21 protein-coding genes are annotated in these 15,769 nt (G+C 32.6%); 15 read left to right on the top strand and 6 right to left on the bottom strand.

Annotation, left to right across the window (positions count from 1 at the left end):
* Positions 1-67: 67 nt before the first annotated feature.
* Positions 68-922 carry a peptide chain release factor N(5)-glutamine methyltransferase gene (prmC, locus tag QYS47_RS14910; protein WP_322346967.1) on the bottom strand — a complete coding sequence of 285 codons (855 nt, stop codon included), beginning with the start codon at positions 920-922 and terminating at the stop codon, positions 68-70.
* Positions 923-970: 48 nt separating this feature from the next.
* Here prmC and ribD point away from each other — a divergent pair, with 48 nt between their 5' ends.
* From ribD to QYS47_RS14890, 4 genes are read left to right on the top strand one after another with little or no spacing between them, the layout of a single operon-like run.
* Complete coding sequence (gene ribD / locus QYS47_RS14905; protein WP_322346966.1) at positions 971-2,029, top strand: bifunctional diaminohydroxyphosphoribosylaminopyrimidine deaminase/5-amino-6-(5-phosphoribosylamino)uracil reductase RibD; 1,059 nt, start codon at positions 971-973, stop codon at positions 2,027-2,029.
* Between the two features lie 7 nt (positions 2,030-2,036).
* Positions 2,037-2,519, top strand: a complete 483-nt coding sequence (locus QYS47_RS14900; protein WP_302123458.1) for a GAF domain-containing protein — start codon at positions 2,037-2,039, stop codon at positions 2,517-2,519.
* Between the two features lie 3 nt (positions 2,520-2,522).
* Positions 2,523-3,440 carry an oxygen-dependent coproporphyrinogen oxidase gene (hemF, locus tag QYS47_RS14895; protein ID WP_322346965.1) on the top strand — a complete coding sequence of 306 codons (918 nt, stop codon included), beginning with the start codon at positions 2,523-2,525 and terminating at the stop codon, positions 3,438-3,440.
* A 33-nt stretch (positions 3,441-3,473) separates the two neighbouring features.
* On the top strand, positions 3,474-4,049 hold the full coding sequence (locus tag QYS47_RS14890; protein WP_322346964.1) for a phosphatase PAP2 family protein: 576 nt from the start codon (positions 3,474-3,476) through the stop codon (positions 4,047-4,049).
* Here the strand turns inward: QYS47_RS14890 and QYS47_RS14885 are convergent.
* The 3 genes from QYS47_RS14885 to QYS47_RS14875 all read right to left on the bottom strand — a co-directional run bounded on the left by QYS47_RS14885 (position 4,023) and on the right by QYS47_RS14875 (position 6,309).
* Positions 4,023-4,721 carry a LytR/AlgR family response regulator transcription factor gene (locus tag QYS47_RS14885; RefSeq protein WP_302123460.1) on the bottom strand — a complete coding sequence of 233 codons (699 nt, stop codon included), beginning with the start codon at positions 4,719-4,721 and terminating at the stop codon, positions 4,023-4,025. The genes QYS47_RS14890 and QYS47_RS14885 overlap by 27 nt on opposite strands.
* An 11-nt stretch (positions 4,722-4,732) precedes the next feature.
* Entirely contained in the window at positions 4,733-5,320 is a 588-nt protein-coding gene (locus QYS47_RS14880) for a riboflavin synthase (RefSeq protein WP_322346963.1), read from the bottom strand.
* Positions 5,321-5,403: 83 nt separating this feature from the next.
* The gene (locus tag QYS47_RS14875) at positions 5,404-6,309 is read right to left on the bottom strand and encodes a DUF58 domain-containing protein (protein WP_322346962.1); all 906 of its coding nucleotides are present in this window, start codon (positions 6,307-6,309) and stop codon (positions 5,404-5,406) included.
* A 134-nt stretch (positions 6,310-6,443) separates the two neighbouring features.
* Here QYS47_RS14875 and QYS47_RS14870 point away from each other — a divergent pair, with 134 nt between their 5' ends.
* From QYS47_RS14870 to QYS47_RS14855, 4 genes are all read left to right on the top strand, one after another.
* Entirely contained in the window at positions 6,444-6,746 is a 303-nt protein-coding gene (locus tag QYS47_RS14870) for a DUF3276 family protein (RefSeq protein ID WP_322346961.1), read from the top strand.
* 179 nt (positions 6,747-6,925) lie between these two features.
* Entirely contained in the window at positions 6,926-7,957 is a 1,032-nt protein-coding gene (locus tag QYS47_RS14865) for a quinone-dependent dihydroorotate dehydrogenase (protein ID WP_322346960.1), read from the top strand.
* A 70-nt stretch (positions 7,958-8,027) separates the two neighbouring features.
* Complete coding sequence (locus QYS47_RS14860; RefSeq protein WP_322346959.1) at positions 8,028-8,924, top strand: bile acid:sodium symporter family protein; 897 nt, start codon at positions 8,028-8,030, stop codon at positions 8,922-8,924.
* Positions 8,925-8,942: 18 nt separating this feature from the next.
* Positions 8,943-10,424 (top strand): M28 family peptidase, encoded by a 1,482-nt coding sequence (locus QYS47_RS14855; protein ID WP_322346958.1) that lies wholly within the window; start codon positions 8,943-8,945, stop codon positions 10,422-10,424.
* Positions 10,425-10,461: 37 nt separating this feature from the next.
* On the opposite strand, the gene QYS47_RS14850 is transcribed toward QYS47_RS14855, so the two are convergent.
* Entirely contained in the window at positions 10,462-10,803 is a 342-nt protein-coding gene (locus QYS47_RS14850; protein WP_302123466.1) for a hypothetical protein, read from the bottom strand.
* Between the two features lie 148 nt (positions 10,804-10,951).
* On the opposite strand from QYS47_RS14850, the gene QYS47_RS14845 reads away from it, so the two are divergent.
* Genes QYS47_RS14845 through QYS47_RS14830 form a run of 4 tightly spaced genes read left to right on the top strand, consistent with a single transcriptional unit; the run spans position 10,952 to position 11,996 of the window.
* The gene (locus QYS47_RS14845; protein WP_302123469.1) at positions 10,952-11,263 is read left to right on the top strand and encodes a rhodanese-like domain-containing protein; all 312 of its coding nucleotides are present in this window, start codon (positions 10,952-10,954) and stop codon (positions 11,261-11,263) included.
* Between the two features lie 9 nt (positions 11,264-11,272).
* Positions 11,273-11,470 (top strand): heavy-metal-associated domain-containing protein, encoded by a 198-nt coding sequence (locus tag QYS47_RS14840; RefSeq protein ID WP_302101781.1) that lies wholly within the window; start codon positions 11,273-11,275, stop codon positions 11,468-11,470.
* Positions 11,471-11,476: 6 nt separating this feature from the next.
* Positions 11,477-11,776: a thioredoxin gene (gene trxA, locus QYS47_RS14835; protein ID WP_308355947.1), complete on the top strand. Its 300-nt coding sequence runs from the start codon at positions 11,477-11,479 to the stop codon at positions 11,774-11,776.
* 1 nt (position 11,777) lies between these two features.
* Complete coding sequence (locus QYS47_RS14830) at positions 11,778-11,996, top strand: hypothetical protein (RefSeq protein ID WP_322346957.1); 219 nt, start codon at positions 11,778-11,780, stop codon at positions 11,994-11,996.
* A gap of 95 nt (positions 11,997-12,091) precedes the next feature.
* On the opposite strand, the gene QYS47_RS14825 is transcribed toward QYS47_RS14830, so the two are convergent.
* On the bottom strand, positions 12,092-12,394 hold the full coding sequence (locus QYS47_RS14825) for a DUF4286 family protein (RefSeq protein WP_302101779.1): 303 nt from the start codon (positions 12,392-12,394) through the stop codon (positions 12,092-12,094).
* A gap of 157 nt (positions 12,395-12,551) precedes the next feature.
* On the opposite strand from QYS47_RS14825, the gene QYS47_RS14820 reads away from it, so the two are divergent.
* The 3 genes from QYS47_RS14820 (at position 12,552) to QYS47_RS14810 (ending at position 15,769) form a co-directional block, all read left to right on the top strand.
* Positions 12,552-13,487 carry a MerR family transcriptional regulator gene (locus QYS47_RS14820; RefSeq protein ID WP_308355948.1) on the top strand — a complete coding sequence of 312 codons (936 nt, stop codon included), beginning with the start codon at positions 12,552-12,554 and terminating at the stop codon, positions 13,485-13,487.
* A gap of 291 nt (positions 13,488-13,778) precedes the next feature.
* Positions 13,779-14,282 (top strand): RNA polymerase sigma factor, encoded by a 504-nt coding sequence (locus tag QYS47_RS14815; RefSeq protein WP_308355949.1) that lies wholly within the window; start codon positions 13,779-13,781, stop codon positions 14,280-14,282.
* A gap of 11 nt (positions 14,283-14,293) precedes the next feature.
* On the top strand, positions 14,294-15,769 hold the full coding sequence (locus tag QYS47_RS14810; RefSeq protein ID WP_322346956.1) for a phytoene desaturase family protein: 1,476 nt from the start codon (positions 14,294-14,296) through the stop codon (positions 15,767-15,769).

Raw genomic sequence — 15,769 nt, 5'->3', positions numbered from 1 at the left:
TAGTATTGAGAGATCTTCTTAAAGTTAATTTTTATTAGGAAAAAAGTAATGAACTTGCCTGATTGTTTTATGCAATCGATTTTGTTCCATAAACAAATCGATCTTTACCCTGCATATCTTTTTTTATAATTACATCCCCAAATCCTGCATTATGCAATATTTCTTGCACTTCAGACCCAAATGCTTCATTAATTTCAAAATATAGCTTTCCATGATTTAATAAATTATCAAATGCCATTTTTGTGATTCTTTTATAAAAGATAAGTGGGGAGTTGTCTTCAACAAAAAGAGCTAAATCAGGCTCATAATCCAGTACCTTCGTGTGCATTTCATTTTTTTCTATATCCCTTACATAAGGAGGGTTGCTAATCCAAATGCTGCACTTTGGTATGCTTAGATCTTCGCTTAAAATGTCAGAATGTATGAATTGAATTTCAGCACGATTTAATTGGGCATTTCTTTTCGCAGTGGCGATTGCTGCGGAACTTATATCAACCGCATATAAAATTGATTCTTTTCTTTCCTTAGCAATTGTAATCGGAATAATTCCACTTCCTGTTCCAATATCAATTATAGTTTTTTCTGATAAATCTGGATTTTGTTCTAGTATTAAATGCACAAGTTCCTCGGTCTCTCTTCGTGGAATTAATACATTAGAATTTACTAAAAACTGGCGGCCATAAAATTCGACTCTACCCATAATATGTTGAATGGGCTTTCCTGATTTAAGCTCCATTAAATAAGATTCTAATTTTTTTGAGTATTCACTGTTTTCATCAACTTCTTTTCCTATCAAAATATCCATTCGTGATATTTGGTAGATATTCTCTAGAATTAAATAACTGATGGCTTCAGCTTCAGCTTCTGCTTCAAATTTTATTAGTTCTGACTTTATTTTATCAAAAAGTGCTTTGCTGTTCATTTCATAATGCTTTGCTCAAAGTTCATGATTTTTTATTTAGTTTTGCCAATGATGAGTAAACAAGATGAAATTTTCATGCAACGAGCTTTACAATTGGCCTCTTATGGAAGGCCAACCGTATCGCCTAACCCTATGGTAGGTTGTGTGATTGTTTTAGAGGGCAAAATTATCGGGGAAGGTTGGCATCAAAAAGCGGGTGAGCCTCATGCTGAAGTTTTGGCAATACGAAATGTTAAAGATCATGAATTATTAAAAAGAGCAACCGCCTATGTTACGCTTGAACCCTGTGCTCACTATGGTAAAACGCCACCTTGTGCTGAACTTCTAGTTGAAAAGCAATTGAAAAAGGTGGTGATTGGTTGTCTGGACCCTAATCCCTTAGTTTCCGGAAAAGGAGTCAAAATACTGGAAGATGCAGGAATTGAAGTCGTTTGTGATGTTTTAAAAGAGGAAAGCCTCAATATTAATAAGCAGTTCTTTACCTTTTTTCAAAAGAAGCGACCTTATATAGTATTGAAATGGGCGGAAACAGCTGACGGTTTTGTAGCAAGAGAAAATTTTGATTCTAAATGGATCAGTAATGGCTTATCAAGGCAATTGGTACATAAGTGGAGAACGGAATTAGATTCTATTTTAGTAGGGAAGAATACTGTGATTTATGATAATCCTAAATTGAATGCTAGAGATTGGCCAGGTAAGAATCCTATCAGAATTGTAATTGGTCATAAACTTGAAGTTGACCAAGAAAAATTCTTGTATTCAGATGGTCTTAACACTATTTGTTTCCATTCATCTGAAAAGGAAATTATGGATTCACAATCTTGTAAATTCATTCAATTAAGTCAAAAGGAATTTCTATCTGACCTTTTAGGATATCTATACCAAAATAAAATTCAATCAGTTCTAGTTGAAGGTGGTGCACAAACTTTAGAAAGCTTTATAAAGGCTGAACTTTGGGATGAGGCAAGAGTGTTTAAATCATCGAATCGATTTGGTAGTGGTATTAAATCACCTCAACTTAAAGATGGCGTGCTCGTTTCACAGCAAAACACTAAAGATCATAATCAGGTAGATAAATTGTTTATTTACCAGAATAATAAAAATTAATTAAAGAATGTCTGAATCATTATTAATTGATGTTAATGCATCAAAAGAGGAAAAGTATAAAGCATTAATTCCACAAATATCAGCCTTAGTTGAGGGCGAGGAGGATGTAGTAGCTAATCTTTCCAATATCACTGCAGCTTTAAAAGAAACTTTTGGTTATTTCTGGATTGGGTTTTACATCGTGAAAAATGATCAATTGGTATTAGGACCATTTCAGGGTCCTATTGCATGTACTAGAATTCAGAAAGGAAAAGGAGTTTGCGGTTCAGTTTGGGCAGATGAAAAAACAATTGTGGTCCCAGATGTTGAAGCCTTTCCAGGGCATATAGCATGTAGCTCTGCTTCAAAATCAGAAATTGTATTACCGGCTTTTAAGGATGGTGAGGTTGCACTTGTTCTTGATATTGATAGCGATCAACTTAATACATTTGATGAAGTTGATCAAAAATATCTGGAAGAGTTAATGACCATCATTTCTAAATTTTTATAAAGAATGAATACTGATAAAATTAGTATTAGTAACTGGTTTAAAGGTCTTCAGTCTAACATCTGTAATGTGATTTCTGAAACTGATGGAAAAGGTCAATTTGAAATAGATGAATGGGATCATGCCAAAGGTGGAGGAGGTAAGTCTCGATTATTACAAAACGGGAATATACTTGAGAAGGCAGGCGTTAATTTTTCAGCAGTTGAAGGACCAGCACCTGAAGGTTTATTGAAAACTTTGGAGATAAAAGATGATGGATCTAATGAACTCAATTTCTTTGCTACAGGGGTCTCTATTGTAATGCATCCATTCAGCCCCATGGTACCGATTATTCATATGAATGTCCGTTATTTTGAATTAAGCAACGGTACTTATTGGTTTGGTGGAGGGATAGATTTAACCCCTCATATTATTAATAAGGCTCAAGCACAATTTTTTCATCAAGAATTAAAGAAGGTTTGTGATAAACATGATGTCAAATATTATCCTAAATTCAAAAAATGGGCGGATGATTATTTTTACTTACCTCACAGAAAAGAGACTAGGGGAATAGGAGGTATATTTTTTGATCGATTGTCGGAAGACGAAAATCATTCAAAAGAGGATATTTTTGCTTTTGTTCAAAGTGTAGGAGAATTATTTGCTCCTGTATACAGTCATTTGATGAAGCTAAACCAAAATGAAAGTTTTGAAGAGGAGCATAAGAAATGGCAACTTCTAAGAAGAGGAAGGTATGTTGAATTCAATTTAGTTTGGGATAGAGGAACCAAATTTGGTTTACAGACAAATGGAAGAACTGAATCAATTCTGATGAGTATGCCTCCGCAAGCTAATTGGGCTTATGATTATACTCCTGAAAAGGATTTTGAGAAAGAAACCGTTTCATTACTGAAAAAGGAAATTGATTGGGTAAATAACAATTAATACCCACTAGATTTTATATTTAAACCTTGATTAATGTTAGAGTCTTTAATTGAATTTGATCAACAATTATTTTTATGGTTAAATGGATTCCATGCCGATTGGTTGGATCCAATTATGCTATTCATTACGAAGAGAAATCCTTGGATTCCCCTATATGCATTAATCCTATTCTTTGTTATCAAACAATTAAGATGGCAAAGTTGGTCTATGTTAATCGCTTTTGCAGTGCTAATCACTTTAGCTGACCAAGCGGCTTCAGGTTTTTTTAAGCCATTTTTTGAAAGATTAAGACCATGTCATGAACCCTCAATTCAAGCTATGGTTCATATGGTAAAAGGTTGCGGTGGTAAGTTTGGTTTTGCTTCAAGCCATGCTTCCAATACTATAGCTTTAGCTACTTTTTTATGGCTTATTTATAGAAATGTTTACGCTAAAATGATGATCGTGTGGGCCATTGTAGTTTCATATTCCAGAATTTATGTTGGAGTTCATTATCCTGGAGATATTATAATGGGAGCTATTTTAGGTATTCTTGCTGCAATTATTACTTATAATTTATATAAAAGAATTTTCCCTAATCACTTAGAGAAAATTCATAGTATTGTATAAAGCCTCTTTGTAAGAAGCCCCAATTGGAATTGATTTAGCTTTAATATGCACAGTTAAATCCTCGATGAAATCGATTTTTTCAATGTTAACAATGAAGGATCTGTGTACTCTAACAAATCGATGAGTTGGCAATTTCTTTTCAACTCCTTTCATAGTGTGATGTACGATATATTTTTTGGCATCAGTGTTTATTACCACATAGTCTGCCAAGGCCTCAACAAATAAAATATCTTGTAGTCTTAAATGAACTATCTTTCCGTCACTTTTGATGAAAATATGCTCAATGATATTCTTTTTCTTGCGGAAAGCTTCAATATTAGTTCTTGCTTTTGTAATAGCCTGCGAAAAACGGTCATACTCAAATGGCTTAACTAAGTAATCTGTTACTTTCTGTTCAAATGCATCAACTGCATAGCTATCATTAGCAGTAACTAATATTACTTCATAACCATTATTAAGTCTTTGCACTAATTCAATACCTGTCATTTCTGGCATCTGAACATCAAGGAAAATAATATCTATTTCATTTTCCTCTAACAGACCTAAGGCATTAGCAGCACTGTCAGCTTCGGTAACTAATTTTAAGCCATTCGTTTCTTTAATCTGTTTCGCTATGTATTGTCTGAATATTGGATCGTCATCCACAATCATACAATTTAATTCTGAAGCCATAGTGTTAATTTTTAATTAGTCCTTTTAACGAGTTTATGTACATATTTCCCAATTATATCGAATTCTAAGTTTACTTCATCGTTTTTTTTCATTTTTTTGAAATTTGTGTGTTCATATGTGTAGGGAATTATGGCCACTTTAAAACTGCTGTCTGTAACTTCAAAACAGGTTAAACTCACTCCATTTATACAGATTGAACCTTTTTCAACCAATACATTGTCAGTTGAATCATACGAAAACTCAAAAATCCAGCTTCCTTCTTCGTCTTTGATAGATAGGCACTTACCTTTACCGTCAACATGCCCCTGAACTATGTGGCCATCTAAACGACCATTCATTTGCATGCATCTTTCTAAATTAATTAAATCTCCATCGGCAAGCCCACCAATAGAGGATTTAGTTAATGTTTCCTTTACAGCAACAACAGTATGTGCATTAGGATGCAATTCGGTAACGGTTAAACAAACACCATTATGCGATACGCTTTGATCTATTTTTAATTCTTCAGAAATATCACTCTTAATCGTTAAAATAAGATTTGTATTTTCTTTTTTTGCAGAAATGACTTCTCCTAGTGATTCAATTATACCAGTAAACATGATTCTTTTAATATTATTTTGACTTGGCAAACAGCATTAATGGCAAATGGTTTGCTGTTGATTAAAAATAAGAATATTTAAAATTAATTCATCTTATTTCTTTTAATAAGAAATTCAGCTAATACTTTTTGAATATCCTCATTGATGTTAACTCTGGTAAGATCAATTTTGTATTGATGACATTTCATTGAAATTTGATTATAATACTCTTCAATTTTCTTATGATAAGAATCCCTAATTTCAGTTGGGTTAAGTTTTACTTTATTTCCACTTTCTAAATCTTCAACTATATAAGGTCTATCCTCGAGTTCAAATGAAAGCTCTGTAATGGGTTCGTTCACTTGAAAAAATAGAACTTCATGCTTTCTGTGTTTTATATGCTGAATAGATTTAAATAAATCATCTAATTGTTCAGGCTTAGTCATTAAGTCGCTGAAAATAATTACAAGCGATCTTTTATGAATTTTTTCTGCTACTATATGTAAGCACTGACTTATATCCGTACTCTTATGCTGTTGATTTTGTGTTAAAAGTTTTTGTAAATGAATAAAGATATTTTGTAAATGAGTGCGTGTGGATTTTGCTTCCGTGAAAACATCAACAGTATCAGAAAAGCTAATTAGTCCTACCGCATCTCTTTGTCTTTGCAGTAAATAAGCTAAACTAGCAGCTGCTAAAATACTAAATCGAATCTTCCCATTATTATCAACCGGATAATACATGGAGGAACTATTATCTAATAATATATAAGCTCTTAAGTTAGTTTCTTCATCATACCTTTTAGTATATAGTCGGTCAGTTTTAGCAAACACTTTCCAGTCTATATGTCGAGTACTTTCGCCTGGATTGTATAACCTATGCTCAGCAAATTCTACCGAAAAGCCATGAAATGGAGATTTATGCATTCCAGTAATAAACCCCTCCACTAGCTGCTTTGCTAATAGGTCAAGAGAGGGTATTTGTGGTAGATTTTCTAAATTAATATCCATTAGTATTAAATACTTCGTTATTAAATTTGATGTTATGGCAATTTAATATTTCCAATTTGCAAAAGTGTCAGGGTTTATACTATATTTAACCCAAATAATTTAAAACAATATTAGTAAGAGTAGTGAAAGAGTATATGGAAAGAGAACAGGAAGAATTATTTTCGAAAAGAGTAAGGGCGGGAAAGAGAACCTATTTTTTTGATGTAAGAACAACCAAGGCGAATGATTATTATTTAACCATCACTGAAAGTAAAAGAAAACCAAAAGATGATGGCTTCACTTTTGAGAAACACAAAATATTCTTATACAAAGAAGACTTCAATAAATTTGTAAATGCATTAAATGAGAGCGTTGATCATATCAAAACGGAATTAATGCCCGACTTTGACTTTACTCAATTTGACAGAGAAGACGAAGATGACCTGAGTTGGGATTAATCTCGTGCTTATTGCTTTTTATATGGAATTTTTAATATATAATATAGCTTCTACCTCTGTTAGAGGCTATATTATTTAATTATTCTAAATTCCTCCTATACATTTTTAACCAAATTTAAGGTTTTATTAAATCAATATTAGAACTTTGGAACCAATTCTAAAGTCTCAACATATTTCTGATGTATAAAGCATTAATAAGACCATTTCTATTTCTATTTTCAGCTGAAAAAGCTCATCATCTAGCATTTTCATTAACAAAATTCTTTTTTAACCTACCGGGTGCAAAATTTATTAATAAAAGCCTTTTTCAGTTAAAATCCCCTAAACTTGAAAGGGAACTTTTTGGACTAACTTTTCCAAATCCCGTTGGACTAGCGGCAGGTTTTGATAAAGATGCTAAGTTAATAGATGAACTTGCATCTTTAGGTTTTGGATTTATTGAAATAGGAACCACTACTCCAAAAGCTCAGCCTGGTAACCCTCAGCCACGTTTATTCAGATTAAAAGAAGATAACGGAATTATTAATCGAATGGGATTCAATAATGAAGGCTTAGATGCTGCCATCCAAAGATTAAAAAACAGGAAAAGTAAAGTGATTATAGGGGGTAATATTGGTAAAAACAAAATGACTCCTAATGAGGAAGCTTTTAACGATTATGAAAAATGTTTTCTGCAATTATTTCCTTTTGTAGATTATTTTGTGGTAAATGTAAGCTCTCCAAATACTCCTGGTTTGCGTGATCTACAAGAAAAAGAGCCTCTAATGAAACTACTTAATCACTTAATGGCTCTAAATAAAAAACAAGAAAAGGCTAAACCTATTTTATTAAAAATAGCACCTGATTTAACTAATCAGCAATTAGATGATATAATTGAGATAGTTAACGAAACAAAAATTGATGGGGTAATAGCAACTAATACTACTATTAGCAGAGATGATTTAAGTACTGATGAAACAAGAGTAAAAAGTATTGGAAATGGTGGATTGAGTGGAAAACCTTTAAGGAACCGATCTACAGAAGTTATCAAATATTTGCATGTTAATTCAAACGCATCATTTCCCATTATAGGAGTAGGCGGAATAATGTCAAAAGAAGATGCAATTGAAAAGCTTGAGGCAGGAGCAAGTCTTCTTCAATTATATAGCGGTTTTATATACGAGGGCCCTTCATTAATAAAGGAGATTAATAAGGCAATTCTAAAAGCTTAGTATTCAAAAGTTTAATCATGAATTGCAGATTAAGATTAAATTGAGCATTTTACATAGAAAAAATTAAACTATGGAACAAAGTGCTGTAACTGCCATTTTTCTCCCTCTGGCTTTAGGAATAATCATGCTAGGAATGGGAATGACATTAACCGTTAATGATTTTAAGAAAGTTGCTCTTTATCCAAAAGCTGCAATTATAGGATTAGTTAGTCAATTACTATTACTTCCACTTATTGGATTCGGATTGGCTGCCTTATTATTCACGGTCCCTGAGTTGGCAGTAGGTTTAATATTAATTGCATTATGTCCAGGAGGAGCAACTTCAAATCTGATTTCACATTTAGCAAAAGCAGATTTAGCCTTATCCATAAGCTTAACAGCAATTAGTAGTATTGTTACTAATTTTAGCATTCCAATACTTTTGAACATCGCCTTAGCGCACTATATGACAGGTGAAAAAGCCATTTCTTTGCCTTTTTTTAAAACCTTTATTCAGATATTTTTAGTTACAATTTTTCCAGTAGCAATCGGTATGATTATTAAACAAAAAAGGCCTCGCTTTGCTCTGAAATCTGAAAAGGCAATGAATATTATTTCTACAGTATTTTTTGTTCTGATTTTAGTAGCCGCAATTTTAAAGGAAAGAGCGAATATTATACCTTACTTCGAACAGGCAGGAGTAGCAGCTATAATTTTAAATCTAACTGCATTGGTAATGGGATTTGCCTTAGGGAAATTGTTTGGACTGAATAAAAGACAAAGAAGTTCGATTGCAATAGAAACGGGTATACAGAATGGTACGCTTGCCATTGCATTGGCACTAAGTCCCGCAATTTTAAATAATACAGAGATGGCAATTCCTGCTGCTATCTATAGTTTATTGATGTTTATTACCGCTGCTGTAGTTATTGCGATCTCTAAAAAACAAAATGCTACAGAAGCATTAAAAGAATTATCTTTATCTTAAATAAATAACAAAACTATAATGAAGAAATTATCAATTTTATCAGTCTTCATGCTGATGAGCTTTGTCATATTTGCCCAATCAGATGAAGAATTAGTAAGAAATACTATAAAGAAAAATACTATTAAAGGTCATATTTATTTCCTGGCTTCCGATGAATTAGCAGGAAGAGAAACTGGAACTCCTGGAATAGATGTAGCTGCTCGTTATATCGCTACCACATTTCAAAGATATGGAGTATCTCCAGTGCCAGGGGCTACTGAAGGATATTTTCAAGAAGTTCCTTTAGTAAAAAATGTAGCTCCAGAAGCCTATGCTCTACAAATAGGTGGCAAGCAAGTAGCTCCAGAAGATTTAATTAGGGCGGAAGGTTCCGATGTTGATTTAACGACTGATCAATATGTTTTTGTTGACTACGGTTCAGAGGAGGATTTTACTGGAAAAGATTTAAAAGGGAAAATAGCGGTTGCTAAAGCAGGTTCTGAGGATAATCAAGATCTAAATTTTGTTTATCAATTAAGTGCTAAAAAATCTGTTTATGCCAAAGATGCTGGAGCTTTAGGTTTAATTGAACTTCATACAGAGGAATCTAAAAATTGGGATCGATTTAAAGGTTTTATGGGGAGAAGCGGTATTGGTTTTGCTGATAAAGAGGAAGCTAATAGTTTCTTTAGATTATGGATTAAAGATTTTAAAGAAGAATGGTTAAAAACCTATATGGCAAGAAACAGAAAGAATATTGAAGTTTCAATTTCTGAAGCAATGGCCTTACCAATGCCTTCAAAAAATGTAGTGGGCATGGTTGAAGGGACTGATCCTGAGTTAAAAGATGAGTTTATCATATATTCTGCTCATTATGACCATTTAGGGATAGGAAAAGCAAATTCTGAGGGAGATTCAATCTATAATGGTGCTCGAGATAATGCTGTAGGAGTGGTTACCGTTATGAGTGCCGCTGAAAGCATTGCTAAAAATCCAACTAAGCGGTCAGCCTTATTTATTTTATTTACAGCTGAAGAGAAAGGATTATTGGGGAGTAGATATTATGTCGAAAATCCATTATTGCCTTTGGAAGATATGGTTTACTGTTTCAACAGTGATAATGGAGGATATAATGATACGAGTTTAACTACAATTATTGGGTTGGAAAGAACTACCGCTGGTAAACATATAAAAACTGCTTCTAAAGCTTTTGGATTAAAAGCAATAGACGATCCTGCTGGTGAGCAAGGCTTATTTGATAGAAGTGATAATGTGAATTTTGCTAGAAAAGGTATTCCTGCACCAACTTTTAGTTTGGGATTTACTGCATTTGATGCAGAGATAGGGAAGTATTATCACCAGCAATCTGATAATCCGGAAAGCATAGATTACGATTATATGGAGAAGTTTTTTAGAGCTTTTGTATTATCAGCTCGCCTAATTGCAAATGACGAAGAAACACCATTTTGGGTAGAAGGTGATAAATACTATGAAGCAGGAAAAATGCTTTATGAAGATTAAAATATAAATTCTATAGCCCTTTATTACCGGTAGAGGGCTATTTCACTTTTATTTTAAATACCCATTTATAATAGTCGGTGAAATTATCATCACCTATGCTGCCAACTTCTACAATCTCAATAATTTCATCTCCTTTAAAACCTTCTTTAGCCTGATAAGTAAACTTTCCAAATTGAACATTACTGATTTGAAAGTTTTTAGCTTGTTCCCTTATTTCAAATCCACCCTCAACAGGAATTGCCTTCCTTAATGTAAAAGAATACTTTTCCGTACCGGATAATTCTACCTTAATTATTTCTGAATCCAATTCTTCATCTGGGTTTTCATTACAACTTACAAAAATGGAGGTAAACAGTAATATGATTAAATAATATTTCATTTTAATGGGATTTTGATTTATTAATTTTAATTAGCCTAGTGTGCATTTTTTATATCCAATTTGGTAATTTGTAACACCAGTTACAAACAATGCCCTCATAAAAAACGTATCTTTGATAGAAATAATGTTTAATAAATAAAATTTTATTATGAACCATAAAAATATAGGTCCAGAGGAATTTGATAAGCTATCAAAAGAGCCTAATACAGAAATAATTGATGTAAGAACTCCAGCAGAAAAGGAGGAAGGGTTTATTGAAGGCGCTAAAATGATCAATATAATGGGGCCTGATTTTGCCAACGAAATAAATGCATTAGATAAAGATAAAACATATTTAGTGTACTGTAGAAGCGGAAACAGAAGCGGTACTGCATGTGGTTTTATGGCAAGTAATGGCTTTGATAAATTATATAATTTAGACGGTGGAATTAATGCGTGGAATCAATACGCTAATTCTTAATTTATAATTATGGAATCATTAGAGCTACAAAATGTAAAGTGTGGAGGTTGCGTAGAAGCTATAAAGAATGGATTATCTGATTTAAAAGGTATTCAAGTAAACAATGTTGATATACCTACAGGTAAGTTAGATTTTGATTCAAAGGGTGAAACCTCTCTTGAAGACGTAAAAGCAAAACTGGATAATTTAGGTTATCCTGCAAAATAATAAGCTATGGCGAGTTTTGGCGATTTAATTAAAAGCGAAACACCTGTTTTGGTCGATTTTTATGCTGATTGGTGTGGCCCTTGCAAAATGATGGCACCCTATCTAGAAGAGGTGGCTCAAAAAATGAAAGGGAAAGTAAAAGTTATTAAAGTTGATGTAGACAGAAATCAGCAGGCATCAATGAAATATCAAGTACAAAGCATACCTACTTTAATTCTATTTCAGAATGGTCAAATTAAATGGCGTCAGGCAGGAGTGGTTGACCCAAATACCATAATGAATCAAATTAATCAGGTAGCGAAGTGATATGAAAAAGAACAATTTGTTTTACCCAATATTAGCAGTGCTTACATTGGGTTTAGCTCCTTATGTGCCTGAACCACACTTTTTTGGAAAAGTAAAATGGGTATTGGGTGGAGCTGAAGGAATGGGAGGTATGGATTATTTTGATTTAGTTCTTCATGGTGCACCATGGGTTTATCTAATATATACTTTGATTTCTATAGCAGTTAAGAAGTTTAAATAGTTTTTGTGATCAAAATGATAAAAAAATACAACCTAAATTCATAGGTTGTATTTTTTTTGATTAAAATATTTAATGTTTAAAATAAATAAATTTAATTAAACCGTTTCCAGGAAAGTTCTAAATGAAACACATTTATCCTGAAATTTCTTGATATGCTCATCTCTTAGTCTGGGAGCCTCATCCATCATATACCTTTCTAAGTTGTCTAATTCGTCCGTAAAGTATTGAATAGCGTATGTTTCGCCATCTCCTTCCGTTTCATTTAAGAGTCTCAACATTCTATGATCATTGAAAAAGCCTGTTGCCAAAATATCAGGTATATGCTTTTCTTTCATCCATTTAACCCAACTTTCTTCTATATCTTTCTCAACATTTACGGTCACATTATAAATTATCATAGCATTTTAAATTTTTTTTTTACAAATTTGACTTTAAGTTTAATCTTTTTAAAACATTTTTAGACAAACGTGGTTATTTTTTTACTTATCAACCCGTTTTTTTAAGCTAATGAAATAAACTTTTATTCTTAAAAGGTAAGTCGAAAGGAGGAGCATTGTGAGCAGTTATTCAATTAAAGATTTAGAACACTTATCAGGAATTAAAGCCCATACACTAAGGATATGGGAGCAGAGGTATAATTTCATTGAACCCAAGCGGACTGATACAAACATCAGATATTATAGCGATGAGGACTTGAAATTAGTACTGAACATCTCTACACTCAAAGAAAATGGATATAAAATATCCAAAATTGCTAAGATGAGTGAAGATGAGCTTAATAAGGAGGTTCTTAAAATTGCAGAAACGAATCTAAGATTTCCAGATCAAATAAACTCATTAACATTGAGTATGATTGATATGGATGAAGATAGATTTGAAAACATTTTAAATAACAATATATTAAAGTATGGTTTTGAACGAACCATGCTGAATGTTATTTATCCATTTTTAGCAAAAATAGGGATGCTATGGCAAACTGGAAGTATTCTTCCAGCTCAGGAGCATTTTATATCTAATTTAATTCGTCAGAAAATGACAGTTGCTATTGATGGACAATATGTGACTGAAAGTGAATCAAAAGGGAAGTGGTTACTGTTTCTTCCAGAAGGAGAGTTACACGAGTTGTCTTTAATGTTTGCTTCTTACCTACTAAGAGCAAGGAAATTTAAGGTGATTTACTTAGGTCAAAATCTTCCTAAATCTGATCTTTATTCTGTAAAGGATATCCATACTCCTGATTATGTCTTAACCATTTGTACTGCAGCCCCAAGAAAGTCAGAGGTACAAGGATATATTGATGAGATAGCTGAACTATTTAATAGCGCCACTTTATTTGTAGGTGGTTTTCAGGTGATTGGGCAAGACATCAAAAGAAAGAAAAATGTTGAGTTCATTATGAAAATGGAAGATTTAATTGATTTTATTAATGAAAAAGATATTGAATTATCACCCCAAAGACCTGAAGCAAATAAAAATATGAAATACGAATAGTATTAGTATTTATATAATGATAATAACAAAGCCGCAATTAAGCGGCTTTTTTTATTTACCTTAATAAAACTTTAGCATAAAAATTTTTTAGTTAAACAATAATGATTTTTAATATATCTATGTATGTACATATAAAAACGTGCCTTAAGCTGTTCTAAATAGCCTTTTTAAAATATATGCTTTCGATTATCGCTACTTTGTTTAATAGAATAATTAAAAAACTAAACAAAAAATTTGGAAGTTGTTTAATTAAAAAGTAGATTTGTTAAACAACATCAAACTTAAACAATCATGACAGCATTAGAATTTGGTTACGCGATTAACAATATGACAAAATCTATGAAACCGTTTGCATTGAGGTTGACGAAAGATATGGAGCAGGCAAACGATTTGATTCAAGAAACAGTGCTGAAAGCATTTTCTAACCGTGAAAAATTTTCGGAAGGCACAAATCTTAAAGCTTGGTTGTTTACTATCATGAAAAATACTTTTATTACCAATTATCAAAGAATGGTAAGAAGAAAAACTTTCATTGATACTACAGAAAATTTACACTTTATCAATTCAACAGAAAATATTGCTCAAAACTCAGCTTATGGTTCTTTTGCGATGGCTGATATTGTGAAACAGATTGCAAAATTGGATGATGTTTATAAAGAACCTTTCATGATGCATTTCAGAGGATTTAAATATCATGAGATAGCTGAAAAATTAGAGATACCAATTGGAACTGTAAAAAATAGAATACATATTGCCAGAAAAGAGTTGAAAAGTGCTCTAAAGATTTATGCTTAATTAAAAATTTAATGGCAAAAAATAAAGTAGTAGTTATTGGAGCAGGTTTTGCAGGTTTATCTACTGCAACATACCTAGCCGATAAAGGATTAGATGTAACAGTTCTTGAAAAGAATAAAGACCTAGGAGGAAGAGCCCGTCAGTTTAAAGCTGAGGGCTTTACTTTTGATATGGGGCCAAGTTGGTATTGGATGCCCGATGTTTTTGAAAAGTATTTCCAAACCTTTGGTAAAAATGTTTCGGACTATTATAATTTAAAAAGACTCGATCCTTCTTATCATGTTGTTTTTGGGAAAAATGATGTTTTAAAGGTTCCTGCAAATCTTCAAGAATTCAAAAACATGCTAGAGGGGCTTGAGCCCGGAAGTGGTCCTAATTTGGATGAATTCTTAAAACAAGCTGCATATAAATATGAGAAAGGAATTAATGACCTGGTATATAAACCTGGCAGATCATTAACAGAGTTTATGAGTCTCAAATTACTTTTTGATATGGTAAGAATGGACATTTTTTCATCCATTTACAGCCACGTTAGAAAGTTCTTTAAAAATGAGCGCATTATTAGGCTTATGGAATTCCCAATTTTATTTCTTGGAGCATTGCCTGAAAACACCCCCGCTTTATACAGTTTAATGAATTATGCGGACATTAGTTTGGGTACTTGGTATCCAGATGGAGGGATGCATAAAATAGTAGAGGGGATGGTAAAACTAGCGGAAGAGAAAGGGGTTAAATTTATTACAGAGCAAGAAGTAGTTTCGGTTGAATGCGAAGGCAATAAAGCTAAAAAGGTTATTACTAAAACGGATTCCTATGATGCTGATATTGTAGTTTCTTCAGCTGATTATGAGCACACCGATCAGTCGATTTTGCCAATGGAGTTCAGAAACTATACTTCAAATTATTGGGAAAATAGAACAATGGCTCCTTCTTCACTGATTTTTTACTTAGGATTAGATAAAAAAGTTGAAGGATTGGTTCATCATAATTTATTTTTTGATCATGATTTTGGTCCTCATGCCAAACAAATATATGAAAATCCTAAATGGCCTGACGAGCCTTTATTTTATGTGAGTGCTCCTTCAAAAACTGATGATTCGGTAGCTCCAGAGGGAAAGGAGAATATCTTTATCTTAATGCCAGTAGCCCCTGGACTTGAGGATACTGAGGAGATTAGGGAAAAATATTTTTCGTTAATTTTAGATAGAATGGAGAAAATATTAGGAGAAAACATAAAAGATCATGTAATTTATAAGAGAAGTTTTGCCCATAAGGATTTTATTAATGAATATCATTCGTTTAAAGGAAATGCTTATGGCTTAGCTAATACCTTAAAACAAACGGCTATTTTAAAACCATCATTAAAGAATAAAAAGCTTAAAAACTTTTATTACGCTGGTCAACTCACAGTTCCTGGCCCAGGAGTACCACCTTCATTGATTTCAGGGCAAGTGGTTGGAAAAGAAGTAATGAAAGATATAAGTTAG

Origin of the sequence: Marivirga arenosa (genome assembly GCF_030503875.2) — a bacterium.
GTDB lineage: Bacteria > Bacteroidota > Bacteroidia > Cytophagales > Cyclobacteriaceae > Marivirga > Marivirga arenosa.
This window is presented reverse-complemented; position numbering and strand designations above follow the sequence as displayed.